19 protein-coding genes and 2 pseudogenes are annotated in these 19,481 nt (G+C 74.3%); 7 read left to right on the top strand and 14 right to left on the bottom strand.

The window, feature by feature from the left end; translation table 11 throughout:
- Positions 1–59: 59 nt before the first annotated feature.
- From ACR807_RS05475 to ACR807_RS05460, 4 genes are all read right to left on the bottom strand, one after another.
- On the bottom strand, positions 60–881 hold the full coding sequence (locus tag ACR807_RS05475; protein WP_438920095.1) for a GntR family transcriptional regulator: 822 nt from the start codon (positions 879–881) through the stop codon (positions 60–62).
- A 16-nt stretch (positions 882–897) separates the two neighbouring features.
- On the bottom strand, positions 898–1,713 hold the full coding sequence (trpA, locus tag ACR807_RS05470; protein ID WP_438920094.1) for a tryptophan synthase subunit alpha: 816 nt from the start codon (positions 1,711–1,713) through the stop codon (positions 898–900).
- Positions 1,710–2,876 carry a tryptophan synthase subunit beta gene (trpB, locus tag ACR807_RS05465; RefSeq protein WP_438920135.1) on the bottom strand — a complete coding sequence of 389 codons (1,167 nt, stop codon included), beginning with the start codon at positions 2,874–2,876 and terminating at the stop codon, positions 1,710–1,712. Before trpB ends, trpA begins: the two co-directional genes overlap by 4 nt.
- A 69-nt stretch (positions 2,877–2,945) precedes the next feature.
- Positions 2,946–3,338 carry an MmcQ/YjbR family DNA-binding protein gene (locus tag ACR807_RS05460; protein WP_438920093.1) on the bottom strand — a complete coding sequence of 131 codons (393 nt, stop codon included), beginning with the start codon at positions 3,336–3,338 and terminating at the stop codon, positions 2,946–2,948.
- A gap of 119 nt (positions 3,339–3,457) precedes the next feature.
- Here ACR807_RS05460 and ACR807_RS05455 point away from each other — a divergent pair, with 119 nt between their 5' ends.
- From ACR807_RS05455 to ACR807_RS05445, 3 genes are all read left to right on the top strand, one after another.
- Entirely contained in the window at positions 3,458–4,387 is a 930-nt protein-coding gene (locus tag ACR807_RS05455) for a hypothetical protein (protein WP_438920092.1), read from the top strand.
- A gap of 223 nt (positions 4,388–4,610) precedes the next feature.
- On the top strand, positions 4,611–6,053 hold the full coding sequence (locus ACR807_RS05450; protein ID WP_438920091.1) for a flavin monoamine oxidase family protein: 1,443 nt from the start codon (positions 4,611–4,613) through the stop codon (positions 6,051–6,053).
- A gap of 225 nt (positions 6,054–6,278) precedes the next feature.
- Positions 6,279–7,706, top strand: a complete 1,428-nt coding sequence (locus tag ACR807_RS05445) for a toll/interleukin-1 receptor domain-containing protein (RefSeq protein WP_438920090.1) — start codon at positions 6,279–6,281, stop codon at positions 7,704–7,706.
- On the opposite strand, the gene ACR807_RS05440 is transcribed toward ACR807_RS05445, so the two are convergent.
- The 7 genes from ACR807_RS05440 to ACR807_RS05410 all read right to left on the bottom strand — a co-directional run bounded on the left by ACR807_RS05440 (position 7,703) and on the right by ACR807_RS05410 (position 13,893).
- The gene (locus ACR807_RS05440; protein ID WP_438920089.1) at positions 7,703–9,064 is read right to left on the bottom strand and encodes a protein kinase family protein; all 1,362 of its coding nucleotides are present in this window, start codon (positions 9,062–9,064) and stop codon (positions 7,703–7,705) included. The genes ACR807_RS05445 and ACR807_RS05440 overlap by 4 nt on opposite strands.
- Positions 9,061–9,843, bottom strand: coding sequence for a hypothetical protein (locus tag ACR807_RS05435; protein WP_438920088.1), 783 nt, complete (start codon positions 9,841–9,843; stop codon positions 9,061–9,063). Before ACR807_RS05435 ends, ACR807_RS05440 begins: the two co-directional genes overlap by 4 nt.
- A gap of 2 nt (positions 9,844–9,845) precedes the next feature.
- Positions 9,846–10,685 (bottom strand): hypothetical protein, encoded by an 840-nt coding sequence (locus ACR807_RS05430; protein WP_438920087.1) that lies wholly within the window; start codon positions 10,683–10,685, stop codon positions 9,846–9,848.
- Positions 10,686–10,737: 52 nt separating this feature from the next.
- Complete coding sequence (locus ACR807_RS05425) at positions 10,738–11,379, bottom strand: hypothetical protein (RefSeq protein ID WP_438920086.1); 642 nt, start codon at positions 11,377–11,379, stop codon at positions 10,738–10,740.
- Positions 11,380–11,381: 2 nt separating this feature from the next.
- Complete coding sequence (locus tag ACR807_RS05420; RefSeq protein ID WP_438920085.1) at positions 11,382–11,852, bottom strand: hypothetical protein; 471 nt, start codon at positions 11,850–11,852, stop codon at positions 11,382–11,384.
- Positions 11,853–11,949: 97 nt separating this feature from the next.
- The gene (locus ACR807_RS05415; RefSeq protein WP_438920084.1) at positions 11,950–12,657 is read right to left on the bottom strand and encodes a CPBP family intramembrane glutamic endopeptidase; all 708 of its coding nucleotides are present in this window, start codon (positions 12,655–12,657) and stop codon (positions 11,950–11,952) included.
- Positions 12,658–12,726: 69 nt separating this feature from the next.
- On the bottom strand, positions 12,727–13,893 hold the full coding sequence (locus ACR807_RS05410; protein WP_438920083.1) for an MFS transporter: 1,167 nt from the start codon (positions 13,891–13,893) through the stop codon (positions 12,727–12,729).
- Between the two features lie 109 nt (positions 13,894–14,002).
- On the opposite strand from ACR807_RS05410, the pseudogene ACR807_RS05405 reads away from it, so the two are divergent.
- A pseudogene (locus tag ACR807_RS05405) lies at positions 14,003–14,101 on the top strand (helix-turn-helix domain-containing protein); the annotation flags it as partial.
- Between the two features lie 481 nt (positions 14,102–14,582).
- On the opposite strand, the gene ACR807_RS05400 reads toward ACR807_RS05405, so the two are convergent.
- The gene (locus tag ACR807_RS05400; protein ID WP_438920082.1) at positions 14,583–15,848 is read right to left on the bottom strand and encodes an amino acid kinase family protein; all 1,266 of its coding nucleotides are present in this window, start codon (positions 15,846–15,848) and stop codon (positions 14,583–14,585) included.
- Positions 15,836–16,270: an Asd/ArgC dimerization domain-containing protein gene (locus ACR807_RS05395; RefSeq protein ID WP_438920134.1), complete on the bottom strand. Its 435-nt coding sequence runs from the start codon at positions 16,268–16,270 to the stop codon at positions 15,836–15,838. Before ACR807_RS05395 ends, ACR807_RS05400 begins: the two co-directional genes overlap by 13 nt.
- Before the next feature lie 7 nt (positions 16,271–16,277).
- Here ACR807_RS05395 and ACR807_RS05390 point away from each other — a divergent pair, with 7 nt between their 5' ends.
- From ACR807_RS05390 to ACR807_RS05380, 3 genes and pseudogenes are all read left to right on the top strand, one after another.
- The gene (locus tag ACR807_RS05390) at positions 16,278–16,400 is read left to right on the top strand and encodes a hypothetical protein (protein ID WP_438920081.1); all 123 of its coding nucleotides are present in this window, start codon (positions 16,278–16,280) and stop codon (positions 16,398–16,400) included.
- Between the two features lie 210 nt (positions 16,401–16,610).
- Complete coding sequence (locus ACR807_RS05385) at positions 16,611–17,555, top strand: serine hydrolase domain-containing protein (protein ID WP_438920080.1); 945 nt, start codon at positions 16,611–16,613, stop codon at positions 17,553–17,555.
- A 33-nt stretch (positions 17,556–17,588) separates the two neighbouring features.
- Positions 17,589–18,529, top strand: a pseudogene (locus ACR807_RS05380) (amidase family protein); the annotation flags it as partial.
- A gap of 5 nt (positions 18,530–18,534) precedes the next feature.
- Here ACR807_RS05380 and ACR807_RS05375 read toward each other — a convergent pair.
- A complete protein-coding gene (locus ACR807_RS05375; protein WP_438920079.1) occupies positions 18,535–19,479 on the bottom strand; it encodes a GlxA family transcriptional regulator in 945 nt (314 codons plus the stop codon).
- Between the last annotated feature and the right edge of the window lie 2 nt (positions 19,480–19,481).

Raw genomic sequence — 19,481 nt, 5'->3', positions numbered from 1 at the left:
TGCCCGCCGCCCTCGCGGCGGGCCGTACGCCGTCGTGTCGCCCCAGCCGGGGAACCGCGTTACCGCCCAGCGCCGCTACCGCCGCGCACCGCCGCACCCCGCACCGCCGCGCCGTGCGCCGCGTGCCCGTAGGAGAGGTTCGTCCCCGTCACGGCCCGCTCCGCGGTGATCACCGTGTCGTCGCCGACCAGCAGCGCCCGGTCGTCGACCAGCGGCGCGCCGTCCTCACCGCGGCTGAGCCGGCAGCTCAGCAGGGCGGGTGAGCCGGGGGCGCGGTCCAGCAGCGCGGCCTCGGCGTCGGTCAGCGCCACCGCCCGGATGGTCTCGCCGGCCTGCCGCACGGGCGTGCCCAGCTCGTCCAGCAGCCGGTACAGCGACTGGCGGCGCAGCGCGTCCACGTCCACCCGCGCGCCGAGCGCCTCCGGCAGGTACGAGGTCTGGAGCACCAGCGGGCCGGCGGACGTGCTGCGCAGCCGTTCCACGGCCAGCACGGGCGCGTCCGCGGGCAGGCCCAGCCGGCCGGCCACGTCGGCGGGCGCGGCGGCGACCGACGCGCCCAGCACCTCGGTGGACAGCTCGATGCCCTGCTCCACCAGCTCCTGGGACAGGCTGCGCAGACCGGTGAGCCCGTAGGAGAACGCCGGCCGCCGCACGAACGTGCCCACGCCGTGCCGGGTCTCCAGCAGGCCGTCGGCCTCCAGCGCCTGGACCGCCTGCCGGACCGTCATGAGCGAGACGTCGAACTCCTCGACCAGCTCGCGCTGCGCGGGCAGCGGCGCGTCCGGCTCGTAGTGCCCGGCCTCGATCCGCTCGGCCAGCACCCGGTAGATCGCGAGGTACTTGGGCACGCGGCCACCGAACCCGCGGTCGTTGCGCTCCACGCCACCCCCGACTCCGTCACGCCACCGGACTCGCCCCCGACCGCGCCGAGGATAGCGCCCGGCGGAACGCCGCCACCGCGTCGACCACGTCCGCGATCGGCGCGCCGTCCACCAGCGGTCGCAGCAGCGCCGACCCGACGACCACCCCGTCCGCGTCGCGGCAGGCGTCCACCGCCTGCTCCACCGAGGAAATGCCGAACCCGGTCACCACCGGCAGGTCCGTCATCGCCCTCAACCGCCGGGAGTGGGCGCGCGCCGTGCCGGACAGGTCGTGGCGCTCGCCGGTGGTCTGCATCGAGCTCATGCTGTAGACGAACCCGGCGGACGCCGACGCGATCTCGCGGCACCGGTCGTCGTCGCACGACGGCGCGGCCAGCAGCACGGCCGCCACGCCCGCGTCGGCGGCCCGCGCCCGGTACTCGGCGGACTCCTCCAGCGGCAGGTCCGGCACGATCGCGCCGCGCACGCCGACCGCCGCCAGGTGGTCGACGAACCCGGCGACCCCGCGCGACGGCACCAGCGTCTCGGCCACGTTCGCGTAGGTCATCACGACCAGCGGCACGTCGAGGTCGAGCCCGGCCAGCTCGTCGAGCAGCGGCCTCGGCCGGGCGCCCCGGTCGAGCGCCGCCGCCGCCGCGCGCTGCACGGTGGGGCCGTCGAGCATCGGGTCGGAGAACGGCAGGCCGATCTCGATCGCGTCCGCCCCGGCCTCGGCGACCCCGCGCACCAGGTCGAGCCAGTCGGGCACGACCCCGGCCATGAGGTAGGGCACGAGCAGCGGTCGTCCCGCCGCCTTCAGGTGCTGCTCCAAGCCGGCTGCGGCAACGCTCATCGGAGGTACTCCCTGATCTGCTGGACGTCCTTGTCGCCGCGCCCGGACAGCGTGATCAGCACCGTGGACCCGGGGGCCAGCTCGCCGGTCGCGGCGGCGTCGACCACCCACGCCACGGCGTGCGCCGACTCCAGGGCGGGCAGGATGCCCTCGGTCTTCGTCAGCAGCTCCAGCGCCCGCATCGCCTGGTGGTCGGTGACGCCGGTGTACCGGACGCGGCCGGTCTCGGCGAGGTGCACGTGCTCCGGCCCCACGCCGGGGTAGTCGAGGCCGGCGGAGATCGACTCCGCCTCCAGGACCTGGCTGTCCCCGTCCTGGAGGAAGTGCGACCGGAAGCCGTGCAGCACGCCGGGGACGCCCTTGTCGACGGCGCTGCCGCCGGCCGCCTCGACGCCGACCAGCGCGGCCGGGGTGTCGACGAACCCGGCGAACGTGCCCGCCGCGTTCGACCCGCCGCCGACGCACGCGACGACCACGTCCGGCACGGCGGCCGGCAGGCGTTCCGCGCACTGGGCGCGCGCCTCGTCGCCGATGACGCGCTGGAACTCGCGCACCATCCACGGGTAGGGGTGCGGGCCGAGGGCGGAGCCCAGGCAGTAGTGGGCGTCGTCGGTCTCGGCGACCCACGCGCGCAGCGCGGCGTTCGTGGCCTCCTTGAGCGTGCCGGTGCCCGCCGCCGAGGCCACTGTGACGACCTCCGCGCCCAGCAGCTCCATGCGGAAGACGTTCAGCTCCTGGCGACGGGCGTCGGTGCGTCCCATGTAGACGGTGCAGGACAGGCCGAGGAGGGCGGCGGCGGTCGCGGAGGCCACGCCGTGCTGGCCGGCCCCGGTCTCGGCGATGAGCTTGCGCTTGCCCATCCGCTTGGCCAGCAGGGCTTGGCCGAGCACGTTGTTGATCTTGTGCGACCCGGTGTGCGCGAGGTCCTCCCGCTTGAGCAGGACGCGCACGCCCAGCACCTCGGACAGCCGCGCGCACTCGGTGACCGGCGTCGGCCGGCCCACGTAGGTCGCGAGCAGCCGCCGGTACTCGGTCGTGAAGGCGGCGTCGGCCCACGCCTCGCGGAACGCCGCCTCCACCGCCCGCGCGGCGGGCACCAGGGCCTCCGGCAGGTAGCGCCCGCCGAACCGGCCGAAGCGGCCGGTGGCGTCGGGTGCCCGCATCAAGGCGGGCTCGTTGTCGACTGACACATCTAGAACTCTAGATGTGTCAGGGGTGCCGCGCAAGCGCGATCACGGCCGCTCGACCAGGCCGACCAGCTTCCTCGGGGCCGACGCGCAGTAGCTCTCGGTCAACAGCTCCGCCACCTCCTCCCAGTCCACCCCGTCGCCCAGCACGACGCCCACCGTGGTCGCCGACCACTCCGGCTTGAAGAACGGCGGCCCCGCGTGGCTCAACGCGTCCAGCTCCGCGCCCTCCGCCCGGAACGTCAGCACGCTCACCGGCCCGTCCGTGCCCGCCGCCCGCGCGTACGAGGGCGGGTCGCCGTCCTCCACCTCCAGCACGTGCGCGAACGTCCGCCCCCGCACGCGCCACCGCGTGCCGCGCCAGGCGCGTTCCTCCACCACCTCCGGCAGCGCCAGGCACACCGCCCGCACCCGGTCCAGCACCTCGTCCTCGTCCACGGTCGTCCCCCTTGATCGTCCTGTCGGCAGGCTAGCGACGGGGACCGACAATCCCGTCGGCCGCGACGCGTACGAGGTCCGGAACCCCGGTGTCGCCGTGGCCGGATACCTTGTGCCGCATGACGGTGCCCCGCGTCGTGACGCGCCACGTGGACGGTTCGGTCCACGCCCTCACCCTCCCCGACGGCCCGGTGGCCGTCTTCCCGCTGCCCGGGGGCGTCGAGCCCGCCGGCCACTCCGCCGCACCCGACCTCGGCCGCCTCGCGTACACCGTGGACGACGCGCTGGTGTGCCTGGACGCCGACGGCCGGGAGCTGTGGCGGGTCGACTTCGGCCCCGCCGGGACGAAGCGGTTCGCCGCCCGCCCGGACTGCGCCTTCTCCCTCGACGGCGGCGTGGTGTGGCTCTACCGGCCGGACGCCATGTCGAAGCGCGGCGACACGGACCGGTGGGTCGTCGTGGACGCGGCGACCGGTGCGGTCCTCGCCGAGGCCGACCTGGGCAGCGAGGGGCACGGCGGGAGCCACTTCCCGCACCCGGACGGCGTGCACGTGCTGCTCGACGTCGGCGAGGGCCAGGACGGCGCGCGGGTGTACCGGGGCCGCTTCGAGGGCGGCGCGGTCGAGCTGGACCCGTACCCGTGGGCCGATCGCTGCCTGGTGGACCTGGCGCCGGGCGGCGACGGGTTCATGACGGTCGACCACGAGCAGGGCGACGTCGCCTTCCACGCCTACCCCGGCGGCGAGGTGCTGGCCCGGACCACCGCCGAGCCGTTCCGCACCGGCCCGGGGCACGTCTGCTTCGAGTACGCCGGCGGCTACCTCGACGACGGCACCGCCCTCGTCGCCGTCATCGTCTACGACGAGGACACCGACGACGAGGAGTTCGCGCACCACCTCGTGGACGTGCGCACCGGCGAGGCGCGGGGCCGGCTGGAGACCGGTGCCCGGGACGCCGGCGACGTCCGGCCGGTGGGTGGCGGTTCCTGGCTCACCACCGACGACGACGGCCGGTTCACCCGCCGTTCGCGGATCACCGCGACACCCTGACCGGCTCCCACCGCCCGGTGGGGTGACGGGGCTCCGCCACCTGACCGGGGGACGTGACGACCCGTTCGGCCCAGGGGGTGTACCCGTCGACCGCGGCGGCGCCGCCGGGAACCACTCCATCAGGGCGTTGGCCGGTGGTCGCGACCAGGGCTACGGTCGTTACGGGATGGCCACCCCTTCTGTCTCCAATGGACGGTCGGACCAACGGGTGTGAGGTGTGGTCATGGTGTTGGACGTGCTCGACCTGCTCAAGGACGGGTTGCCGGAGAGCTCGGCGCCGCGGCGGCGGGTGGTCGTGGTCGGGGCGGGGATGGCCGGGTTGACGGCCGCGCTGCTGCTCAAGGAAGCCGGCCACCAGGTGACGATCCTGGAGGGGCAGAACCGGTTGGGCGGGCGCATCCTGACCCACCGGGACTTCGCGGGTGACATGTACGGCGAGTTCGGCGCCATGCGCTTCCCCGAGCAGCACCCCCTGGTGCAGTGGCTCATCCGGGACAAGTTCCGGTTGGCCACGAAGCCCTTCCCCATGTACGACGAGGACACGTTCGTGTACCTCCAGGGCAAGGGCGTGCGCCGCCGGGACTTCGACGCCTCCGCGTTCCGCTTCGACCTCACCGCGAACGAGGCCGCCCGGACGCCGCACGACCTGCTGCGGCACACCGTGCAACCGCTCGTCGACGTCATGGAGAACGAGGACCCGGACAAGGCGTGGCACAAGATCCTGCTCGACTACGACAAGTACACGCTGCTGGGCTACCTGAAGGAGCGCGGCCTCGGCGACGGCGCGCTGTCCATGCTCGGACCGCTGTTCAACCTGGAGGGCCGCTACCACTTCTCCCTCGTCGAGTGGTTCTCCCACTACTACGAGGACGTCTTCGGCGACCTGTCGTACATCGTGGACGGAGCCGACTCGCTGCCGCGCGCCTTCGAGCCGCACCTGATGGACGACATCCGGTTCGGCGCGCAGGTGCACGCGATCGACCAGGGCGAGGACGGCGCGCGCGTGCACTACCGCTCGGGCCGCCGCACGCACACCGTCGCGGCCGACGAGGTGGTCGTCACCGTGCCGTTCGCGACCCTGCGGCACATGGAGATCCAGGGCCTCGACCCGGACAAGTGGTACGCCATCCGCAACACCTACTACGGCCGCGCGCACAAGCTGTTCATGCAGTTCAGCGAACGGTGGTGGGAGACGAAGTACGGCATCACGCACGGGTTGACGGTGACCGACCTGGCGATCCGCAACATCGTCTACCCGCCGGCCGGGCAGGACACCCGGTACGGGAAGGGGGTGATGATCGCGTCCTACTGCTGGGAGCAGGACAGCATGCCCTACACCCCGCTGGCGGGGGAGGAGAGCGTGCAGCAGGCGCTGGAGGACCTGGTCAAGATCCACCCGGAGGCGCGGGACACGTTCGAGTTCGGCGTCTACAAGGACTGGGCGCTGGACTGGTTCGCCTGCGGTATCGGCCCCCTGTTCCGCGCGTTCGAGATGAGCGAGGGCTTCTACGAGGACGTGATCCGACCGGTGGGCCGGGTGTGGTTCGCCAACGACGCGTGCGACCGTCGCCACCGCCGGTGGGTGGAGGGCGCGCTGAAGGCAGCGGTGAAGAACGCCCACGCCATCAACGAGGGCCTGCGCGACGAGCTGCCCTGGAAGGACTAGGCACGAGGTCGGTCGAGCCGCGCGGGGTCGGCGGGCTCGGCAGGTGGGCCGTGCTGGGCCTCCTGCCGGGCCCGGTGGTGCTGCGCCGCGTCGGGTGATCGGGTCACCGGACCGATTGCCGGACCGGGTCGCCGGGTTGGGCGGCCGGGCGCAACGAAACGCCGGTCCGGGACGACCAATGGGGTGAGTGCTCACGCCTGGCGCCCAGACCGGAGGGCATGACCCATGACCATCTTCGTCAGCTACACCAGGGCGGACGAGGCGCTGGTGCGCGCCCTGCGCGACGACCTCGGCCGGATGGGGCGCGAGGTGTGGATGGACCACGAGATCCACGGCGGCGAGCTGTGGTGGCGGGAGATCATCCGGACCATCCGGTCGGCCAAGGTGTTCGTGTTCGCGCTGTCGCAGGCGTCCTGGAAGTCGCTGCCGTGCCGGCAGGAGTTCGAGTACGCCCGCGCGCTCGGCCTGCCCGTGCTGCCGGTGCAGGTCGGGCCGCTGGCGAACCTGCGCATCCCGATCATGGAACGGCAGCTCGTCGACTACCGCGAGCGCGACGCCAACGCGATCGTCAACCTCGTCGCGGCGCTGACCGAGCTGACCTCGCGGCCCCTCGTGCTGCCGGACCCGCTGCCCGAGCCGCCCCGGGTGCCGTTCGAGTACCTGTACCGGATCGCCGAGCTACTCGGGCCGGCGCAGATCACGCCCGAGCGGCAGGAGGACATCGTCGGGCAGTTGCGGCGGCACCTGAAGACCGAGGAGGACGCGGTCGCGCGGGCCGACATCGTCAAGCTGCTGCGCGAGTTCCGCGAGCGGGGGGAGATCACCCGCAACAACTCGCGGGAGATCGACGAGATCCTCGCCGGGCTGGAGCCGGAGGAGGGCGTCGAGCCGCCGGGAGGGGAGACCCGCCTGCCCGCCGCCGACCACTGGCGGCGGACCGCCGGGGAACGGCCCGGGGCGGAGGAGGCCGCTGAAGCGGGGGAGGCCGTTCGCGAGGAGGCCGCCCGGGAAGTGGCGGCCCGGGAAGAGCCCGTTCGGGAAGAGGAGCGGGAGGAGACCGGTGCTGCGGGGGCGGCGGCGGAGGAGCGGCAGGTCGAGACGCCGCCCTTCGGGATGAGGCCCGTCGTGACGTCGAACCCGGAGACCCCGACCGCGCACACCTCAACTGCGGAAACCCCGGCCCGCGGTACCGCGCCCGAGTGGTTGCGCGGGATGGTCGTCCGCGGTGACGAGCGGCGCGGGACGGCACCGCGACCGCCCGCCGAGCAGTGGTGGGACGGGGAACAGGCCCAGGCCGCCACCGTGCCCGCCGGGCAGGCGGCGACTGGGCAGGCACCGGCCGCACAGGTGCCCGCCGGACAGGCACCGGCCGGTCAGGTCGCGGAGGGAGCGCGGTCGCCCGGCGGCACGGTGACGTTCGTCGGCACGCTGCTGGGCGCGCTCGGCCTCCCCCTGCTCCTCATCGCGCTGACCGGGGGCGAGGGCTCGCCCGTCGCCGTCACCGTCCTGCTCATCCTCGCGGTCCTCGGGCTGTCGTTGACCGTGGTGGGCGCGACGCGCGGTGAGGCGCGGGCCAGGACGGGGATCGTCATCGCGGTGTTCGGCATCCTCGGGGCGGTCGCCTTCGCCGCCTCCACCGGGTTCTTCAGTTAGCGGGACCGCCGCCTGCGGCGGACCAGGCCCACCACGAGCGTGATCAGGCCGACCATTGCGCCGGTGCCCACCGCCGCCTCCGGTTCCCGGGGGTCCGCCAGCAGCAGCACGACGAGCACGAGCACGGTGACCAGTGCGGCCACTAGCACCGGGCGGCGAAGCCCGGCCTTGGCGGGAGCCGGTCGAGGAGCCGGTCGGGGAGTCGGTCGCGCAGCGGGCTCGACCCACCACTGGCCGCCGGGCGGGCGCGGGCGGGGCGGCGTGGGGCGTGCCGGACGCGGGGGAACGGCGACGGGGGTGGGGGTGGTCGGCGGCTGGGCCGCGGGTGGCCGGGTGTCGGGGGACTGGGCGGCTGGGGACTGGGCGGCTGGGGACTGGGCCGCGGGTGGCTGAGCCGCAGGTGGCTGGGTGGTGGGGGACTGGGCGGCGGGCTGGGGCGTGCGTTCCCACCACGGCACGGCCCGCGGCGCCAGCAGGTCGTCCAGGCTCGTCCCGGCCGCCCAACCGGGGGCGCAGCACTCCTGGAGCCGGCGGGTCAACTCGTCCACCCGCCGGTCGCCGACGCCCGCCAGGTGCCGCCACGCCGGGGTCTGGAACGGCTGCCGGAAGTCCTCGTCGCGGAACAACAGGTTCTCGCCCGTGTAGAGGGTCCGCCAGCCGGCCGGGTCGCGCGCCAGGCCCAGCAGCGACAGGTAGATGACCAGCGCGGAGAACGTGTCCATCCACCGGCCCCACGGCCGGGCCGCCGGTTGGTAGTTGCGGTGCCCGGTCTCGCCGGGCGCGGCGGCGCCGGTGAACCGGGCGATCCACGAGCAGTCGAAGTCGACGAGCCGCAGGTCGCCGCCCCCGTCGACCAGGACGTTGCCGTGCTGGAGGTCGCCGTGCGCGAACCCGGCGCGCTGGATGCGCCCGACCAGCTCCCGCCACGACCCGGCCAGCGCCTCCAGCGACGCGGTGTCCCGGCGTCCCACCAGCTCGTCCACGTGCCGGTTCAGCGTGTGCCCCTCCACCCACTGCATCCGCACCACCGGCCACGTCCGGCCGTTGACGCGCACGCCGTCGTCGACCCACCGGGGCAGGGCCACCGCGCCCGCCAGGCCGTTCGCGGTGAAGTGGTCGCGCAGCGCGCCGTACCGCTCGCCGCTCCACTCGCCGTCGCGGGTGAAGAAGCGCAGCGCGTGCTCCTCGCCGCCGCCGCCGACCGCCTTGAACACGACGGCGCTGGTCCCCGCCGCGGGCATCGGGATGCCGTACAGCGGGTGCGTCACCAGCTCCAGCCCGCGCAGCTCGGCGCTGGTGAACGACTCGGGCCGCTGCACCGCCTTCACGTACTCGTCCGGCGTCGGGTAGCGCGTCAAAGGCACACCACCAGGTGCTCGGGCGGCGCGGCGTCGACCAGCACCCGCAGGAGGGTGACGTCGTCGTTGACCATCTCGCGGGCCGCGCGCCGGTCGGCGACGAGCGAGCGGAACGCGTCCGGGTGCTCCAGGGACGCCAGGTCGGACCACAGCGCGGGACCGCCGGTCGCCACGACCCACTGCGCGAACGCGTCGGTCGCCAGGTACAGGACGTCGCCGTCGGCCAGGTCCCCCTCGGCGAACAGCACGCGCCCCACCACGTCGGCGAGCCCGTCCGGCGTGGTGGGCACGCCGTCCGGGTTGGACCCGAAGTCCTCGGCGGCCATCGCCGGGAACTGGCCGACGAGCCGCTGCCCCCGCACGTGGAACAGCACCGCGTCGCCCAGCGCCACCGCCGTCCAGCGCGGCCGGGGACCGCCCAGGTCGCGCAGCTCGCAGCCGACGAACGTGGCGAACGACCCGACCACCTCCATCTTGTGCCGCTGCAACGGCGTCGCGCCCGCCACGCGCGGGTCGGCGCGCCAGTCGTCCTGCGCGTGCCGCGCCCACCGGTGCAGCGACGCGCGGTCCAGGGCGGGCGCCGGGCTGCCCGCGCCGACGAAGCCCGCGACGAGCCGCTGCGCCCAGCGCGCCGAGCCGAAGCCCTGCGTCGCGCCGTCCGCGACGGCGAACCGGGGCCCGCGGCCGTTGTCCGCCGGGGCCGCCGCCGCGCCGTCCTCCCACTCGGCCTCGGCGTTGCCGTGCTTCGGCGCGTAGAACACGACCTGCCGCGCGTGCACGGCTACCTCGCCCGACCCGGCACCCTCGTGCCGATCTGGAGCACCCGCAGCAGCGTCGAGCGGCCCACGTTGAACGCCAGCCCGCGCGCCCCCGGCCGCACGTCGTAGCCGTCCACGCGGGCGTTGTCGATCATGGGCTGCGGCAGCGGGCTGCTCAGCGCGAACAGGTCCGGCCCCGGCACGGGCAGGCCGCCGGGGTCGGCCGGGAACACGACCTCGTCCACCTCGAACGGCGAGAGGAAGACGTTGAAGAACAGCGCCGCGCCGTCGTTCGTCGCGATCGACGTCAACCGCTTCACCCAGTCCGCCAGCGAGGTGCCCTCGTACGGGCTGTCGGTGACCATGCCGTCGGTGATGTTGACGACGATGGGCGGGAACGAGTCCGGGTGCGCGGCGGCCCAGTCGAACAGGTGCCCGCCGGCCACCGCGATCGCCTGGCACATCGGCGTGCGGTAGCCGTGCACGGGATCGACCCACACGGGCATCCTCGCGCTCACCGGCATCACGTCGATCGACGGTTCCTCGCGCACCGCCACCGGGTGCTCGGCCAGTTCGGGCAGCGGCACGAGGCCGCGCCCGGCGAGCGCGCCGCCGAACGCCGACTCGACGCCCTCGCCCTGCCCGCCGGCGCGCGCGCCGTAGCTGAAGATCCCGACGTCGAAGTAGTGCCGCACCGGCGCGTTGACCTCGCTGGTGGCCTTGATGCACATGTCGAGCAGGATGTTGTTGACCGCGAGCGCGGCCCCGACCGCGAGCGACGCCCCGGTCCGGCCCCAGGTCAGCTTCATCGAGTCCGACCGGTCCAGCAGGATCACCACGCACCCCGGGTCGGATCGCGACACGGACTGCCGGTAGGAGTTCACCGTCCTCCGCCTCCTCGTGGTCGGTCGAGCGTCATCCGTTCAGGTTGCGCCGCACCACGGTGGTGGGCCACGCGTCACCCGCGCGCCACGACCACCGGTACCGGCAGCGCGGGTCGCGGCAGTCGAACTCGTAGGTGTCGCCGTCCTGGCGCACGTCGAGCTGGAAGCCGCCGCAGTGCGGGCACTGCGCCACCACGGCCCGGGTCACCTCGTGGCGGGGCGGCGGCGCGGCGGCGGGTTCGCCGCCTCCCGGGTCGGCGGGGGGCGACTCGGTCCACCACTCCCGCCCGCCCCGGGCCGACCCCTGCCGCGCCGACTCCTGCCGCGGGGCCGGGACCGACGCGTTCCGCGGCGGCCCGGCAGGGGGCGGTGCGACACCAGGTCCGGCACCCGATGGACCGCTGCCCGGTCGTTCGCTGCCCGGTCGTTCGCCGCCCGGTCGTTCGGCACCCGGCGGACCGCTGCCCGGCGGCACGGCCGGTCGCGGCGGGACGGGCACCTGCCGCACCGGGTCGGTGGTCAGCAGTCCTATCGCGACGGCCACCCCGAGGGCCGAGCCGACCACCAGCACCGCCGTCAGCCGCCAGAAGCCCAGCTGCCACTGGTGGCTGCCGAGCAGGCCACCGGCGACCGCGCACGCGGCCGTCAGCAGCAGCACCGTCGTCCTGCGCACGCTCACCTCCCCGGTCCGGTGACGACGAGGTTCACCGGGGTGCCGTCGGCGCGGGGCGTCACGTCCCAGCAGTGGACGCGCCCGTCCAACCGGTGTGCGGGCGGCGGCGCGGTCCACCCCTCGGGCAGCAGGACGCACACCCGCCGCGACCCGGCGCCCACCGACAGCTCCGCACCCTCACCGACCACGACCGGCCCGCCGCCGGTCAGCACCTCCACCCGCTTCCCGGCCAGGCCGGAGGCCGGTTCCCGCCGCACGACGAGGCCGTCGCGCTCCTCGGTGATCAGGCGGAACACCGGCGCGGCGGGTTCGGGCGCGGACGTCGCGGGGGGCGCCGTCGCGGGCGGCGGAGTCGTGGACGTCGTCGTCGTGCCCTCCCGGTCCGCCGCGGCCCCGAGGACCAGGACGGCGCAGAACGACACGATCAACGCGTAGACGGGTGCCATCACACGGCTGCGCAGCGCGTCGGGCACCGTGGACCTCCCAGGCCGAAGTGGCTGGCTCGTCACCCGGTGAATCGCCCCCGGTGCGCCGGGTGTGTCACGACGTCCCCCGAACGGCCCAACGCCGCTAGCCGGGACCGGCGGCGGGCAGGACGCCGGTGGTCGTCAGCAGCAGCGCCACGGCGGGCAGGAAGTTGTTGACCTGGTGGGCGACGACGCCCGCGAGCAGGTTCCCGGTCAGCAGCCGGGCCAGGCCGATCGGGATGGACAGCACCACCAGCAACGGGGTGCGCAGCAGTTCCAGGTGCACCGCGGAGAACACCAGCGAGGTCACCGCGAACACCACCCAGCGGTTCCAGCCCCAGTGCTCCAGGGCCCGCCACAGCACACCCCGGAACAGCACCTCCTCGCCCAGCGGCGCGATCAGCCACACGGCGAGGAACGCCACGACGGCCGCCGTCGGCTGCAGCGCCAGCCCGCTGAACGCGTCCCCGACCGCCGACCCGGCCCGGTCGTCACCCACCCACCGGGACCACAGCGCCACCGCGGGCAGGGTCAGCACCAGGCCGCCCGCGCCCAGCGCCGCGCCCACCCCCAGGTCCCGCCAGTCCCACCGCACGGCCAACTCGCGCACCGCCCGACCGCGGGCCGGCCCCGGCCCCAGCCACCGCGTGCCCGCCACCGCCACCACCACGGCCAGCGAGATCGGCACGACCAGCAGCGCCAGCAGGGTCCACGGCGGCAGCCGGTCCCCGTCCGCCGCCGTGAACGGCAGCAGCACCACCGCCGACGCGGCCACCATCGTCGCCTGCGCGGCGAGGTACACGCCCAGCATCCGCCACCCGAACCGCGGTTCGTTCCCACCAACGTCCACAACCGTGCATAGCCCGTGCCGCGGGCGAGGTCAACGGGAGGCCCCCGCCGTGACCAGCGCGACCACCCCGTAGGAGCAGGCCACGACGAGCGCCGCGGTCGAGGTGGGCGCGCCGGCCAGCAGCGCGCCACCCGCCGCGCCGCCCAGCGGGAACCCCAGCGAGCACAGCGCGGTCCGCGCCCCGGTCACCTGCCCGCGCACCGCGTCCGGCACGGCCCGCTGGAACGCCGACCGCTCGACCGCGTGGTACGGGCCCCACAGGAACGACGCGAGCGCCGCCACGCCGACCGCCACCGCGCCCGGCGGCGTGACCGCGAGCAGCGCGAACACCGGCGCGCCCGCCGCCACGACCGCCGCGACCCGCCATCGGGCCGGCAGCCGCCGGCAGAGCGGGACGCCGACCAGCACGCCGCACAGGCCGCCCACCCCCGTCGCGCCCAGCAGCACCCCGTACAGCACGGGACCGGCGCCCTGCGCGTGCACCGGGTAGAACACCTCCACCACGCCGCCGAGAAACAGGAACCCGGCGGTACCCGCGGTCAGCGCCAAGGCCACCGGGAACCGCCACAGCGCCGCCGACCCGCGCGCCGGGCGGTCCGCCCGGGTCGGCAGCGCGGGCAGGCCGAACCCGGCCGCGCTCATCACCGCGAAGCTCGCCGCGTCCACCACCAGCGCCGCCCCGGTGCCCGCCGCGCCCACCAGCAGCCCGGCCACCGGCGGTCCGACGACGTAGGCCAGCTCCCAGTTCACCGAGAGCAGCGAGTTGGCGTGCTCCAGGTCCTCGTCGGCCACCAGGTGCGGCACGAGCACGCCCTCCGCGACCTCGGTCAGCGAGGACGACGCGGCCGACACGACGGCGACCGCGTACACGTGGGTGAGCCCGATCCCGCCGACAACCTGCGCCACCGGCAGCGACGCGACCAGCGCGCACCGCAGCGCGTTGTCCCAGCCCAGCAGCAGGCGCGCCGGGAACCGGTCGAGCGCCCGTCCCGCCACGGGGCCGGTCACCAGCAGCGGAATACCGGACAGCAGGAGCAGGAAACCGAGTTCGGCGGGCCCGGCCAGGTCCAGGACCAGCCACGACAGGGCGACGGTGGTGAACGCGCCACCGCAGCGGGACGCCGCCGTGCCGACCCAGAAGCGACGGAACGCGGGAATGCGCAGGACGTGCCGGTAACCGGCGAAGGCGGAACGCATCCCCTGACGCTAGGGGAATGATTAATGGAAAGTTATATCGAATTCCCGGGCGCTTTTAATTATAGAGGTTGAATTCGTATTGGCGGTGGAACTGGCCCCGTGATGGCTCTTGATCGTCGCGGAGCTGCGGGTGGGTGTGCGTCAGGTGGAGAAGTGGCGTCGGGCCTGGCGCGAAGGCGGTCTGGAGGCGTTGCGGTCGGTGGGGCCGTCAGGACCGTGATCGGGCGGTCGGTGTGTGGCACGAGGAGGTGTGGCCCCGGGTACGAGGCTCGCGGCGGACCTGGGCGCCGCGCGGACAGACTCCGGTGTTCCGCCCAGTACCGGCCCGACGTGCTCGACGGCTGCCTCGCCCAGACCGGGCCGGCCCTCACGGTGGCACCACGACCACGCCAACCGCCGTCCTGCGGTGCGTCATGACCGGCGTCGTGAACCCGGTACCAGAGGGTGACGGCGTCCGAGCGGTGAACAACTCCGTCACCGGGGGCGTTCGGCCACATCGTTCAAGCCCGCGACATCCGCGGAGGTGTCGCGTTCCACCGGCACGTGCACGAGCAGCGGCCCGCGTGGTGGGCCGTCACGCGTTCGGTGGTGAAAGGTGCGTTCACGTACCCGTTCGTGGACGGGCGGGTCGAACCGGCCACGACCGGAGTTGCGCCGGGCGGAGTTCGAGCACGGCGCATCCCGACGTCTCAGGCGGCACGCTTGGAACGGATCGACGGGGTGCGAGGTCGTCCACCGCCGTTCCGCCCGGCTCGGACGGGATGGGGTCGGTGTGGGGTCGGGAGCCCGTTCGACGGCTCCGCCCGGTCACGGGACGGGAGGGCGGTCCGCACCGAGGAGCAGTCCGCTGTGGTGGGAGCGGAGCTTCGGCTCGGGGGGCCCGGTGCCCGTGGTGCGGACTGCGGGTACAACCGGTCGTGGGCGCGGCGCAGGGCGTCGACCGCTTCGTCCTGCGGTACGACGATCCGTTCCACCGCGCCGTCGGACCGCAGGACGGTGAGGAGGCGCGAGTCCGGGTGTGCGGTACCGGCCGCGCAGTGGCGCGCGGTGGCGCGGTCGCGGCCGTCGGGGGAGACCACCAGCAGCGACGTGCCCACCGTGAGCGTTTCCACGCCCTCTTCGTGGAGCGCGGTGCGGGCGTCGTCGCGGTCCGCCGTCGTCCCGAACGACCAGATCCGGCCTCGTTGGTGCACGACGCAGGCCGCGGAGGGCGGTGCCTCGGCGATCACCGTCCCGCACACCGCGGCCGGTGGCATCGTGCTGCACCGCACCTCGATCCCGTGACGCCGTGCCCAGCGGAGCGCCTGCCCCTGGACCACCTTGGCCCCGGCCTCGGCGAGCAGGCGCATCGTGTCGTGGCCGACCACGGGCAGCGTCCGCGCCGCGGGCACCAGGTGCGGGTCGGCGGTGCAGACACCGGGAACGTCGGAGAAGATCTCGCACGACGGTGCGCCGACGGCTGTCGCCGCCGCCACCGCGGACAGGTCGGAGCTGTTGCGGCCCAGCATCACCAGGGTGCCTGCCGCGTCGACGGCCTGGCCGCCGGGGACGACCACCACCGGGCACCGCCGCAGCGCGTCGCGCAACCCGGCCGGATCGACCGAGATCAGCTGGGCCCGGTCGGCCGGTCCGGTGGCGAGGAACCCGAGGCGGTGTCCCGATAGGTCCGTCGCGGTGACGCCGCGCGTGGCCAGGGCCGCGACCAGCAGCCCGGTGCTGACCAGCTCGCCGGTCGTGAGCACCATCGCCGAAGCACCGGCGGGCGGGTCGGGGTTGAGGCGGCGCAACGCCTCCTGGAGGAGTCCGGTGGTGCCGGACATGGCGCTGACCACGACGACCACGCGACCGCACCGCGCGGCTCGGTGCGCGACGTGCTCGGCGACCCGGTCGAAGCCCGCGCTGTCGACGAAGGCGGAGCCTCCGAACTTGAGGACCTCGGGGATCAGCGGAGCCATCCCCGGTTCACCGCCAGCGCGACGATGTCGACCGCGTTCGCCGCGGCGCCCACGCGCAGGTTGTCGGCGACCACCCACAGCCAGAGGGCGCGGTCGTCGTCGGGATCGGTCCTGATCCGGCCGACGTGCACCAGCGCGCGGTCGTCGTCCGAGGTCGCCACCACGCGGGGCATGGGGTAGGCGGTTGTCGCCCCGCGCCGGTACACGCGCACCCCCGGGGCAGCCGCGAGGGCGTCCTCCACCGCCTCGGCGGTCACGGCGGTGGTGGTGCGCACGTGGACGGCCTCGGAGTGGCAGTCGAAGACCGGCACCCGCACCGCGGTCGCCGTGATCCGCAGTTCCGGCAGCCCGAGGATGCGCCGGGGCTCCGCGGCCAGCTTGCGCTCCTCGTGGGAGTAGCCGGTGTCGTCGGCGAGGCCGATCTCGGGGATGAGGTTGAACGCCAGCGGCTGCCCGAACCTGCCGGAGGGCTCGGGGGCCGTCGACCGGTCGGCCAGGCGCTCGGCGGAGGCGATGGCCTGTGAGGTGCCAAAAGCCGGCTACACGGCCTGACCTGCGGTTAGGCAGCTGCGGGTTCGTACTTTTTGATCAAGTCGCCGAGGGGCGGTCGACGGCGTGCCGACGTCACTTCATACCAAAGTCGCATCACCGGTAGTCGAAGGAAGCGTGTTGTCCAGGGGCACGCCGGCTACCGTTTGCCCGTCGTCGCGTGAGGGTTCCAAGGGGTGGGTCTTGTCGGGTGCAACGCTTGCGGAGAAGTTGGTGGCGCGCCTGGGGTCTCGGCACCGAGTGGCCGCCGTGGCCACGGTTTCGCCTGCCGGGACCTCGGTGGCGAGCGCGGGCGCGCCTGCCGACGCGGACTTCGAGATCGGCTCGATCTCCAAGGGGATTACGGGGCTGCTCTACGCCGACGCGAGGGAACGGGGCGAGGTCGGGCCGTCCACCACGCTGGGCGACCTGCTGCCGCTGGACGACACCGCGGTGGCCGGGGTGACGCTGTCCTCCGTCACCACCCACCGCTCGGGCCTGCCGAGCCTGCCCGCCGCGGCCTCCCCGCTGCGCAGGTCGCTGGCGCTGTGGCTGCACGGCGCGAACCCGTACGGCGACACGCTCGACCAGTTGCTCACCCAGGCACGTGGCGTGCGCCCCGGCCCGCCCCGCCCCCGCTACTCCAACCTGGGCTTCCAACTCCTGGGGCACGCCCTGGCGAGCGCCGCCGGCACGACGTTCCAGGGCCTGCTCCGGGACCGGGTCGCCGCCCCTCTCGGCCTGGACGTGTTCTACGCGCCCGCCACCCCGGCCGACCTGCGACCGGCCGCACTCACCGGCACCACCAGGTGGGGCCGCGAGCGTCGGCCGTGGACGGGCGAAGCGCTGGGACCGGCCGGGGGCATCCGCGCGCGCATCGGCGACATGGCCCGCCTCGCCGCCGCGCTGCTCGACGGCTCCGCACCCGGCACCACCGCCCTGGAACCCGTCGAGGACTTCACCGGCCGGGTGGTGCGCATCGGCGCGGCGTGGATCACGATCGAGCGCAACGGCCGTGCCATCACCTGGCACAACGGCGGCACCGGCGGCTTCCGCACCTGGCTGGGCCTGGACCGCGCGGCCGGCACCGCGGCGGTCGTCCTCTCCGCGACCGCGATCCCGGTGGACCGGCACGGTTTCACCCTGCTCGAACAGCTGACCGGGGAAGAAGGCCGCTGACCGGGCACCGTCGACCGTGGAGTCCGGGTCGTCATCGCAATCCCGGGCGCCGGAGCGGTGACGTCGGTGGAGCCGACCGACGAGGCGATCGTCCGTACCGAGCGCGACGACGAGGTGGTCAACGCGATCTGCGTGCCGGACTTCGACCGTGCGCGGGCCGCCGCACGCCGTGCCGACCAGGCACGTGCGCGTGGTGAGAACCGGCCGCTGCTCGGCAAGACCAATGTGCCGTTGGGACCGCAAGACATCCGGAGCTTCAACGACATCTACGGCACCACCACCAACCCGCGGGAGCACCGTCGTACGCCGGGTGGCTCCTCCGGTGGGTCGGCGGCGGCCTTGGCGGCCGGGTTCGGCGCGTTGTCCACCGGTTCCGACCTAGCCGGTTCGCTGCGCACGCCCGCACCGCCGCCCGCACGCCACGAACGGCTCCGCGATTTCCGGGTCCTGGTGCTCGACGAGCACCCGTTCACCCCGACCGGGTCCGCCGTGCGGGCGGACGTGAACCGGGTGGCCGCCGCGCTCGTCGACGGTGCTGCCCGCGTCGAACGACGCAGTCCGCTGCTGCCCGACCTGGCCGAAGCCGCGACGCTTTACACGCAGTTGCAGTTCTCGGGCCCAGTCGCGCGTTTCCCGTCGAGGCGGACGAGCAGCTGCGGACGCGCGCCGCCGGACCGAGCGCAGGCGACCGGAGTCTCGACGCGGCGCGGCTGCGCGGCATGCTGTTCAGCCGCCGCGACCGGATCGAGGCGAACAACCGCCGCGAACTCCACCGCGACGGCCGGCGGCAGCTGTTCGCCGAGTTCGACGCCGTGGTGTGCCCGATCATGCCGACTCCCGCGTTCCCGCACGACCACAACCCCGATCCGCTGCAACGGCGCATCGACATCGACGGCGTCGAGCGCCCCTACTTCGACCAGCTCGTCCGGGCCGGACCGGCCACCTGGCCGCCCTGGGGCGCGGTCGTCGTTCCGCGGTGTCATTCCAGGCGGAACGTCGCCCGGTACGCGGTGGGGGTGACGCCGAGGACGCGGTGGAAGTGCCGGCGCAGGGTGGTGGCGGTTCCCATGCCGCAGCTGGTCGCGATCCGGTCGATCGAGGCGTCGGTGCGTTCGAGGAGTTCCTGGGCGCGGGTGATCCGCTGGTGGTGGAGCCAGTCGAGCGGCCCGACCTGGAGTTCCGCCCGCATGCGGCGGGCGAGTTGGCGGGTGCTGAGGTTGGCGTGCCCGGCGAGGTCGCGCACGGTCAGGGGCTGGTCGAGACGGGCACGTGCCCATTCGAGGGTGGGTGTGAGGCCGTTCGGGTTACGTGGCTCGGCGGGCGGGGTGATGAACTGCGCCTGACCGCCGCTCCGGTGGGCGGGCACGACGAGTCGCCTGGCGATCCCGTTGGCGGCGGCGGCGCCGAGGTCGCGACGCACCAGGTGCAGGCAGAGGTCGAGCGCCGCGGTCTTGCCGGCCGAGGTGAGCACGTCCCCCTCGTCGACGTAGAGCACGTCGGGCCGGACGTCGACCCGCGGGTAGCGGCGGGCGAGGTCCTCGGCGTGCATCCAGTGCGTCGTGGCGACCTGGCCGTCGAGCACCCCGGCCGCGGCCAGGACGAACGCGCCGGTGCACAGGGAGGCGATGCGGGCGCCGCGGTCGCGCGCCGTGCGCAACGCGTCGAGGAGTTCCGGGTCGGGGTTGTCGTCGAGGTCGTCGGACGAGGGCACGATGACGGTGTCGACCTGCGCGATCCCGGCGTACGACGTGGTCGGCAGGTGCGCCAGCCAGGGGTGTGGAGCACCGTCGGCGGTGCAGACCACGAGGTCGTACCACGTGCCGGTCGGGGACAGCTCCGAACGGTCGACGCCGAAGATCTCGGAAGCGATCGCGATCTCGTAGAGCATCGCGGAGCCGTGCATGACGAGCGCGATCCTGGGCATGT

Origin of the sequence: Saccharothrix sabaoui (genome assembly GCF_051756985.1) — a bacterium.
Lineage (GTDB): Bacteria > Actinomycetota > Actinomycetes > Mycobacteriales > Pseudonocardiaceae > Actinosynnema.
Note: the sequence above shows the minus strand (reverse complement) of the source record. Positions and strands in the feature narration are given on the sequence as shown.

What these genes read in the sequence shown, in the direction of transcription:
- trpA (WP_438920094.1), bottom strand. Translation starts at nt 1,713, where the DNA reads ATGAGCGTTGCCGCAGCCGGCTTGGAGCAGCACCTGAAGGCGGCGGGA.
- trpB (WP_438920135.1), bottom strand. Translation starts at nt 2,876, where the DNA reads ATGCGGGCACCCGACGCCACCGGCCGCTTCGGCCGGTTCGGCGGGCGC.
- ACR807_RS05455 (WP_438920092.1), top strand. Translation starts at nt 3,458, where the DNA reads ATGACGGTGCCCCGCGTCGTGACGCGCCACGTGGACGGTTCGGTCCAC.
- ACR807_RS05450 (WP_438920091.1), top strand. Translation starts at nt 4,611, where the DNA reads ATGGTGTTGGACGTGCTCGACCTGCTCAAGGACGGGTTGCCGGAGAGC.
- ACR807_RS05445 (WP_438920090.1), top strand. Translation starts at nt 6,279, where the DNA reads ATGACCATCTTCGTCAGCTACACCAGGGCGGACGAGGCGCTGGTGCGC.
- ACR807_RS05415 (WP_438920084.1), bottom strand. Translation starts at nt 12,657, where the DNA reads ATGCTGGGCGTGTACCTCGCCGCGCAGGCGACGATGGTGGCCGCGTCG.
- ACR807_RS05410 (WP_438920083.1), bottom strand. Translation starts at nt 13,893, where the DNA reads ATGCGTTCCGCCTTCGCCGGTTACCGGCACGTCCTGCGCATTCCCGCG.
- ACR807_RS05400 (WP_438920082.1), bottom strand. Translation starts at nt 15,848, where the DNA reads ATGGCTCCGCTGATCCCCGAGGTCCTCAAGTTCGGAGGCTCCGCCTTC.
- ACR807_RS05390 (WP_438920081.1), top strand. Translation starts at nt 16,278, where the DNA reads ATGAGGTTGAACGCCAGCGGCTGCCCGAACCTGCCGGAGGGCTCGGGG.
- ACR807_RS05375 (WP_438920079.1), bottom strand. Translation starts at nt 19,479, where the DNA reads ATGCCCAGGATCGCGCTCGTCATGCACGGCTCCGCGATGCTCTACGAG.